Source organism: Bacillus sp. 123MFChir2, from assembly GCF_000383235.1.
In the GTDB taxonomy this organism is placed as follows: domain Bacteria; phylum Bacillota; class Bacilli; order Bacillales; family Bacillaceae_G; genus Bacillus_A.
On sequence record NZ_KB911005.1, the window covers coordinates 1 to 7,245 of the forward strand.

A 7,245-nucleotide genomic window follows, 5' to 3' on the forward strand; every position below is an offset into this window, starting at 1 on the left:
AATGTATCCATAATATATCCTCCCTAAATTGAAATGAGATGGATAGTAGAGAGAAACGGAAAATCAACATTTTTCTGTACGTGATCAGACGAAGGAACTTCTGTCAACAAAGGGATGTGCACCAATCTCTCTCTTACAGTTTTTAGGTCAGGGTTTTACCCACCATAAAGAAATACGTACTCGGCTATCCATCATTATTATTCAGTATAGAAAGGTTTTAGGTGTGATAAACCCATTTTCATGTAAGGGATGTGAGTGCAAAATCATGATTGTTTTTATAAGGAACGAAATGTGTGCTAAAAAATTATTTGACATTTATTTGGATGAAACATAGAATGAAGATAAATATTACGAATCTCGAAATATACGGGAGTGGAAATAGTTGCTACAATACGAACATTTTTTAGACTTACTGCTTAATAACGCCAAGAAGCTTTTCTATCCAGAAGAATGGGTAAGCCTTGATTTATCACTTTCAAAAACGGAAGTATTTTGCTTGCTTTGGATGGAGCGAAATACAGACATCACGATGAGTAAAATTGCGGAACTTCTTGATATTCCAATGAGTACGACAACAGGTGTAGTCAATCGTCTCGTAAAAAAGGAATATATTGAGCGCTACCGAAGTGAAAGTGATCGTCGCATTGTATTGATTCGTTTAACGGAAACTGGTCTAGAGCTTGTAGAAGAAGTAAAACAAAATGCTGCTTATTACTTTAACCTTGTAACAGAAGCACTATCAGAAGAAGAAAAAGTATTTTTACTACAGATCTTCCAAAAAATCATGAATCATATTGCTACATCACAACAAAAACCAGAAGAAAAGCTTACTTCACCTAAGATCAAAAACATTCCAATTGAATAGACCCCTCTGCGGGTTTTTATTCAAAGATATATTTCGACTCTCGTAATATTCGAATATCGAAACAAAGGGGATATGAATGATGAGAATTATTTTGTACACAGGTAAAGGCGGCGTGGGAAAAACAAGTATTTCAGCAGCAAGTGCAATGCAAAGCGCAAAGCAAGGATTAAAAACGTTAGTCATGAGTACAGATCCTGCACATAGCTTAGGAGATTCCTTTGGTATGAAACTTTCATCAGAACCTCAAGAAATTTGTGAAAACCTATGGGCTCAAGAAATTAATACAATCTATGAAATGGAAAAAGGCTGGGGTAAACTGCAAAAATATATTACATTGCTATTTACATCAAAAGCGGCTGACGATATTACGACAGAGGAACTTACGATGTTTCCAGGCATGGAGGATTTAATTAGTTTATTGCGTGTATTAGATTACTATAAACAAAAAACATACGATGTCATCATTATCGATTGTGCTCCAACTGGCGAAACATTAGCAATGCTCAGCTTCCCTGATATGCTCGGCTGGTGGATGGAAAAACTATTTCCAATTAAACGTAAAATACTAAAAGTTGTCCGTCCTGTTGCACAGCCACTTATCCGCTTGCCTCTTCCTACTGACGATACTATGGAAGAATTAACAAATACTCTCGAACAACTCGGTGAAATGAGAGACATTTTATCCAACCGAGAAGTAACGAGCATTCGCATTGTTGTCAATCCAGAAAAAATGGTGATTAAAGAAGCACAGCGCAGCTTCACATATTTAAATTTATATGACTACAACGTTGATGCCATCATGATTAATCGCGTCATCCCTGATACTGTAACAGATTCATATTTTCAAGCATGGAAAGATGCGCAAAAGAAATATAAGGCATTAATTCAAGATAGTTTTCAGCCGCTCCCTATTTACGAGGCACCGATGTTTGAACAAGAAGTAGTTGGCTTATCTATGTTAGAGCGTGTCGGCGATGCTTTATTTAAACATGATCCCGATCCAACTGCGGTAAAATTCAATGGCCGGACGCAATATGTCACCAAAAACGGAGATGAATATATCTTTGTGCTATCCATCCCATTCTCTGATAAAAGTGAACTCTCTTTAAATCAAAAAGGTGACGAATTAATTATTCGCACCGGTTCCGTAAAACGAAACATTACATTACCAAAAACATTAACGCATTTATCCATTCAAGGTGCTAAATTTGAGGGGGATGTCCTCAACATCCGATTTGGAGGTGTCGTTCATGCATGAAGACTTACTACGAAAAATGATTCGGACGAAAATTGAGATTGGAGCGTATATGATAAACGAATTACCTGCCCCGCTTCAGCAGCGCGCAAAAGGGGTATTAAACATACTTCAGGAAGAACTCACTTCTTATATAGAAGAGCAGAAGCAACCTGTGGAAACTTCTTTAAAGCGTGTGATAATTGAATAATTATATAGGAAAAGACCAGGGAAAATCCCTGGTCTTTTCTGTTTGCTATACCTAACAAATGTGAGGTTCCGTTTTTACAGAATTCAGAGGCGAAATTAAGGTATCGTCATCTATTAGGTATTCTATATGTTAAACTAATTATCAGTAAAGGGGGGCATCTGATAATCAATTAAACCCAATATTATTTCGTAATCTTCTCAATCTCTTTCAATGGAAGATTCACAGAAATAGATCCGCCATTTGTTTCTTTCTGAAGCGCTTCTTCTACTTCTTTAGTGTGATACAATTCAACAATCTTTTTATATGTTGCGTTATCTTTCTCTTTCGTACGAGCAGCGATAATGTTTAAGTATGGTTTTGCACTATCATTCTTTGGATCTTCTAAGAAAATGGCATCTTTCACTGGATTCAGATTTGCTTGACCCGCTACACCATTGTTAATAACGGATGCTGCTACATCTTTTAACACGCGTGGTGTTTGCTGCGCGACAACTGGTGTAATTTTTAATTTTTTAGGATTTTCAACAATACCACTTGGATCCCCAAATAACCCGAAGTCTTTCTTCAATTTTAATAGTCCAGCTGCATCAAGAAGTTTTAAGGCACGAGCTTGGTTTGTTGGGTCATTAGGAATTGCAACTTCTGCTCCGTTTGGAATTTCACTAGGGTTCTTATACTTTTCCGAGAATAAGCCCATCGGCGCAATTTGCGTTGTACCAATTGCCGTAATATCTAATTTATGCTCTTTTTTAAACTGCTCTAAAAACGCGATATGTTGAAAAGCGTTTAGCTCAATGTCTCCATCAGCTAACGCTTTATTTGGCGTAGTATAATCCGAGAACTCAACCAACTTAATTTTAATTCCTTCTTTTTCAGCTTTCTTCTTAAGAATATTCCATGATTCCCCATCTGATCCAGTTACACCAATACAAACCACTTTTTCCTTCGCCGCTGTTTCTTTTGAATCTTTCACGCAACCACTCAATACTGATACACTCACAAGTGCTGACAATGCAAATGCTACTATTTTTTTCATTTCAGTTCCCTCTTTTCTTTTTTATTTTATGATCTACGTAAAATTCTCTTCGCAAAGTAGTTTCCTAAGTTTTGTGCAACTTGCACAAGAAGAATTAATAATACAACTGTTACAAACATCACGGATGTATCAAAACGCTGATAACCGTATGTCATCGACAAGTCACCAAGACCACCACCGCCAACAAGACCAGCAACTGCTGAAAATTCGATTAACGCAACTGTCATAAACGTAATTCCTAAAATTAATGGTGCTAACGCTTCTGGAACAAGAATCTCAAAAACAATTCTTAGCGGAGAAGCCCCCATTGCTTGTGCTGCCTCAATCACTCCTTTCGGAACAGAAACAAGGTTCGCTTCTACCATTCTTGCAACTCCAATCGAAGCGACAACTGTCATTGGAAAAATAGCAGCAGCCGTTCCAATCGTTGTTCCAATAACAGCACGTGTAACAGGACTAAGTGCTACTAAAAAAATAATAAATGGAATAGGACGAATCGTATTAATAACAATATTAAGAATAGAAAAGACCAGTTTGTTCTCTAAAAAATTACCTTTTCTCGTAACATATAAAAGTAATCCTAGGGGTATACCGAGAATTGTAGCGAATATAAGGGTAGCACTAACCATTAATACCGTATCCCCCGTCGCATCTACAATCCGCGGCCAAAATGTCCTCCATTCAACTCGCATGACTTTCAACCTCCTTCAACTGAACTTGCAAGCGTAGATGTTGAAGCGCCTTCTGAATTTCTTTTGCCTCTCCTTGTAGTTCAACGAGAAGATTCCCAAATAAAATGCCTTGTAATTCAGTAATATTTCCATAAAGTACATTTACGTCCACCTGATAGTGTTTCGCAATATAGGATAATAGTGGTTTACTCGTCGCTTCGCCAGTAAATGTTATACGATAAATAAGTCCTCCATTTTGAATTTTTGCAATTACGCTCTCCGGCAAATGATCATTAATTACAGACCGAACAAAATTTTGTGTTGTTTTTGTTTTCGGACTTGTAAACACATCAAATATCGTACCTTCTTCAATCACTTTCCCCTTTTCCATAACAGCAACCCTGTCGCAAATCTCTTTTACAACGTGCATCTCATGTGTAATAAGAAGAACCGTAACTTTGTATTCTTTATTTACCTTTTTTAATAGATTTAAAATTTCTGAGGTTGTCTCTGGATCTAATGCTGATGTAGCTTCATCACAAATTAACACATCCGGATATGTAGCTAGCGCTCTTGCAATACCAACGCGCTGTTTTTGTCCGCCAGATAATTGCTCTGGATAATAATTTGCTTTATCCTCCAATCCAACAAACTGCAATAATTCCGTGACACGCCTTTTAATTTCGTCTTTTGATAACTTCGCCAACTTGAGCGGATATGCAATATTCCCATACACCGTTCGTGAATGAAACAAATTAAAGCTTTGAAAGATCATTCCAATCTTTTGACGCAACTGCCGTAACTCTTTTGCCGACAACGATGTAATGTCTTTTCCATCAATAGATACAATACCTGACGTTGGCCGCTCTAACATATTAACTAAGCGTAATAACGTACTCTTTCCAGCACCACTAAAACCGATAATGCCGAAAATTTCCCCTTGCTCAATCGTTAAGGATACATCTTCTACCGCATGCACAGATTGACCGCCCGATTCATACACTTTACTCACTCTGTTGAATGAAATCATCTTACTCCCCCCTATTCGTTGTCGCAACTTGAAGCAAATAAAAAATGCCCTTCTTCTTATCCAATTTCATAAGAAGAAGGGCATTTGAATATGCATGCTCACATCCTCTTATCTTCCAAGCTTCAAAGAGCTTGCTGGAATTAGCACGGTATTCAAAGGAATCCGTTGCTGAGGTATCATAGGGCCAGTCCCTCCACCTCTCTGGATAAGAATTTATATCGATTTAGTTGTCATTTAATTGTTTTTTATTATAAAACTCTAAAAAGTAAGAGTCAACAAAAAACTTTAACTTTTCAGTTTTAATTTTATGTAAATTTCTTTATCTCACAATTTTTAAAAGGAAAATTCTCTAACGTAATGGAATAATTAAACGAATATAAAATTGAAACCGGGGGGCTGTAACTGAAATGAAAACTGCTCTTTTACTTGTTGATATCCAAAATGATTATTTTCCAAATGGAAAGATGGAACTGCGAAACGCCGATGAAGCAAGTGAATATGCACAGCGCATACTTCAACATTTCCGTGAAACAAACCAGCCTATTTTTCATATTCAACATGTTTCCATGCAGGAAAATGCAACGTTTTTCCTGCCGAATACAGAAGGCGTACATATTCATGAAAGTGTTCGTCCTTTTCAACAGGAAAGGGTTATACTGAAGCATTTTCCTAATAGTTTTCGAGATACGCCGCTATTACAAGAACTACAAAATTTACAAATTGAACAAGTCGTTGTATGCGGGATGATGACCCATATGTGCATTGATGCTACCGTACGAGCTGCCTTTGATTTTGGCTTTACATGCACAGTGGTTCATGATGCGTGTGCAACGAAAGATTTAATCTTTAAAAATGTTTCGATTCCCGCTGTATACATTCACAATACAATTCTAGCTTCCTTAAACGACGTATATGCTGATGTAATCAGCCAGGCGGAATTTTTACAACGCGAGCAATCACCTCAAACTTAACGAAAAAAATTATTTCTATTTTTCTTAAAGAATATAAAAAAACACCGCCTTCAGCGAGCAAACTGAAAGCGGTGTCTTCTTGTCTAATCATAGATTTTCCTTCAATTGTATTATACAGGAAATTTATAAAATTTATACAAAGAAATATGACGAATGGTTAAAATTTTCTAGTCATTTTGTGCGTTTATATTTAAACAAAGTTAAATCATCCAAAATAATGTAAACTAATATAAAAGGAGGTGTAACCTGTGAAATTTCCCATTCAACGTAACCTATTTCTGTCTCTACTCATCATTGCATTATGCCCCATACCGTTTCTCCTGTTCTTCGTAGAAAAAGCTGATATAGGCTCTATTATAGTAGGTATCATCATCGTACCTATTATCGGTATGCTTCTATGGGCACTATTTCATTCTTATCAAGAAATTACAAGCACACATCTCATCGCTGTATTTGGTTTCACCAAAATTATGATCCCACTCCCTGAAATAACGAGCATCAGATATACATACAACTTACTCTCTGCACCCGCCTGGACGTTTAAGCGGGTCGAAATCACATATAGAAATTATGATATAGCTCTTATATCGTTGCCAAAAGATCCCGATTTATTTATGAAAACATTGCAAGAGAAGTGTCCGCTCCTAAATAAGAATAGGATCTGACCTAGAAGCCTTTCAAGGTTAATTCCTTTCTGCGCACACATGTCGAATACTGCCGAACGGTCTTTATCCCCCATTAACGGGCAGTACAGGTTGTGGAAGCATGAAGAAGAAGACTGCCCGTAAAGGCCCGATTGGACGAGCTTTCCATCAGTGAGAAAGTCGTCACTGATGGAAGTTTCACTTTATCTTGTGTCGAAGCACCGATAAATGAAGCAATTCCGTCGATACATATAAATACAAGTTAATTTTTTAACATCTAAGTCGCTGCTATGCAGAACAAAACATGGCCGCTACTTGCTTTCTACCTTTGTTTTAAACTTTACACGTGGCAGGAAAAGGCCCTGACTGCTTTAAAATGTACCCTATAGAGTAGACACTAAAAAAAGTCTCTCTCTGTAGGGTACATTTTTGTATAATTAAGAAATACAAAACTTGAGAATATAACATGGAGACGGAGAACAAATGAGCAAAAAGATTTTTACAGAAAAAGAAATGCAGTTACTATCATCTAATAAATATGTAAAATCAGTTAGACCAAAGGGAATTACTTATACAGATGAAT

Annotated in this window: 8 protein-coding genes and 1 riboswitch; of the genes, 5 read left to right on the plus strand and 3 right to left on the minus strand. The window is 36.9% G+C overall.

All coding sequences use genetic code 11. The features are described 5' to 3' along the window. Window positions 1-382 precede the first annotated feature (382 nt). The 3 genes from H280_RS0122350 to H280_RS0122360 all read left to right on the plus strand — a co-directional run bounded on the left by H280_RS0122350 (window position 383) and on the right by H280_RS0122360 (window position 2,310). Window positions 383-865 carry a MarR family winged helix-turn-helix transcriptional regulator gene (locus H280_RS0122350; protein WP_020063321.1) on the plus strand — a complete coding sequence of 161 codons (483 nt, stop codon included), beginning with the start codon at window positions 383-385 and terminating at the stop codon, window positions 863-865. Between the two features lie 76 nt (window positions 866-941). Further along, window positions 942-2,123 carry an ArsA family ATPase gene (locus H280_RS0122355; RefSeq protein WP_028411350.1) on the plus strand — a complete coding sequence of 394 codons (1,182 nt, stop codon included), beginning with the start codon at window positions 942-944 and terminating at the stop codon, window positions 2,121-2,123. Beyond that, complete coding sequence (locus tag H280_RS0122360; RefSeq protein ID WP_020063323.1) at window positions 2,116-2,310, plus strand: DUF3926 domain-containing protein; 195 nt, start codon at window positions 2,116-2,118, stop codon at window positions 2,308-2,310. The genes H280_RS0122355 and H280_RS0122360 overlap by 8 nt, the downstream gene beginning before the upstream one ends. 181 nt (window positions 2,311-2,491) lie before the next feature. On the opposite strand, the gene H280_RS0122365 is transcribed toward H280_RS0122360, so the two are convergent. Genes H280_RS0122365 through H280_RS0122375 form a run of 3 tightly spaced genes read right to left on the minus strand, consistent with a single transcriptional unit; the run spans window position 2,492 to window position 5,047 of the window. Beyond that, a complete protein-coding gene (locus H280_RS0122365; protein WP_020063324.1) occupies window positions 2,492-3,346 on the minus strand; it encodes a MetQ/NlpA family ABC transporter substrate-binding protein in 855 nt (284 codons plus the stop codon). Window positions 3,347-3,372: 26 nt separating this feature from the next. Next, a complete protein-coding gene (locus tag H280_RS0122370; RefSeq protein WP_020063325.1) occupies window positions 3,373-4,038 on the minus strand; it encodes a methionine ABC transporter permease in 666 nt (221 codons plus the stop codon). Next, entirely contained in the window at window positions 4,028-5,047 is a 1,020-nt protein-coding gene (locus H280_RS0122375; protein ID WP_020063326.1) for a methionine ABC transporter ATP-binding protein, read from the minus strand. The genes H280_RS0122370 and H280_RS0122375 overlap by 11 nt, the downstream gene beginning before the upstream one ends. A 105-nt stretch (window positions 5,048-5,152) precedes the next feature. Continuing rightward, window positions 5,153-5,259, minus strand: a riboswitch (SAM riboswitch). A 195-nt stretch (window positions 5,260-5,454) separates the two neighbouring features. Between H280_RS0122375 and H280_RS0122380 the strand changes: the two genes are divergently transcribed. Together H280_RS0122380 and H280_RS0122385 are read left to right on the plus strand one after the other, a co-directional pair. After that, window positions 5,455-6,018, plus strand: a complete 564-nt coding sequence (locus tag H280_RS0122380; protein ID WP_020063327.1) for a cysteine hydrolase family protein — start codon at window positions 5,455-5,457, stop codon at window positions 6,016-6,018. 248 nt (window positions 6,019-6,266) lie between these two features. Then, a complete protein-coding gene (locus H280_RS0122385) occupies window positions 6,267-6,683 on the plus strand; it encodes a PH domain-containing protein (protein ID WP_020063328.1) in 417 nt (138 codons plus the stop codon). Window positions 6,684-7,245: the final 562 nt, after the last annotated feature.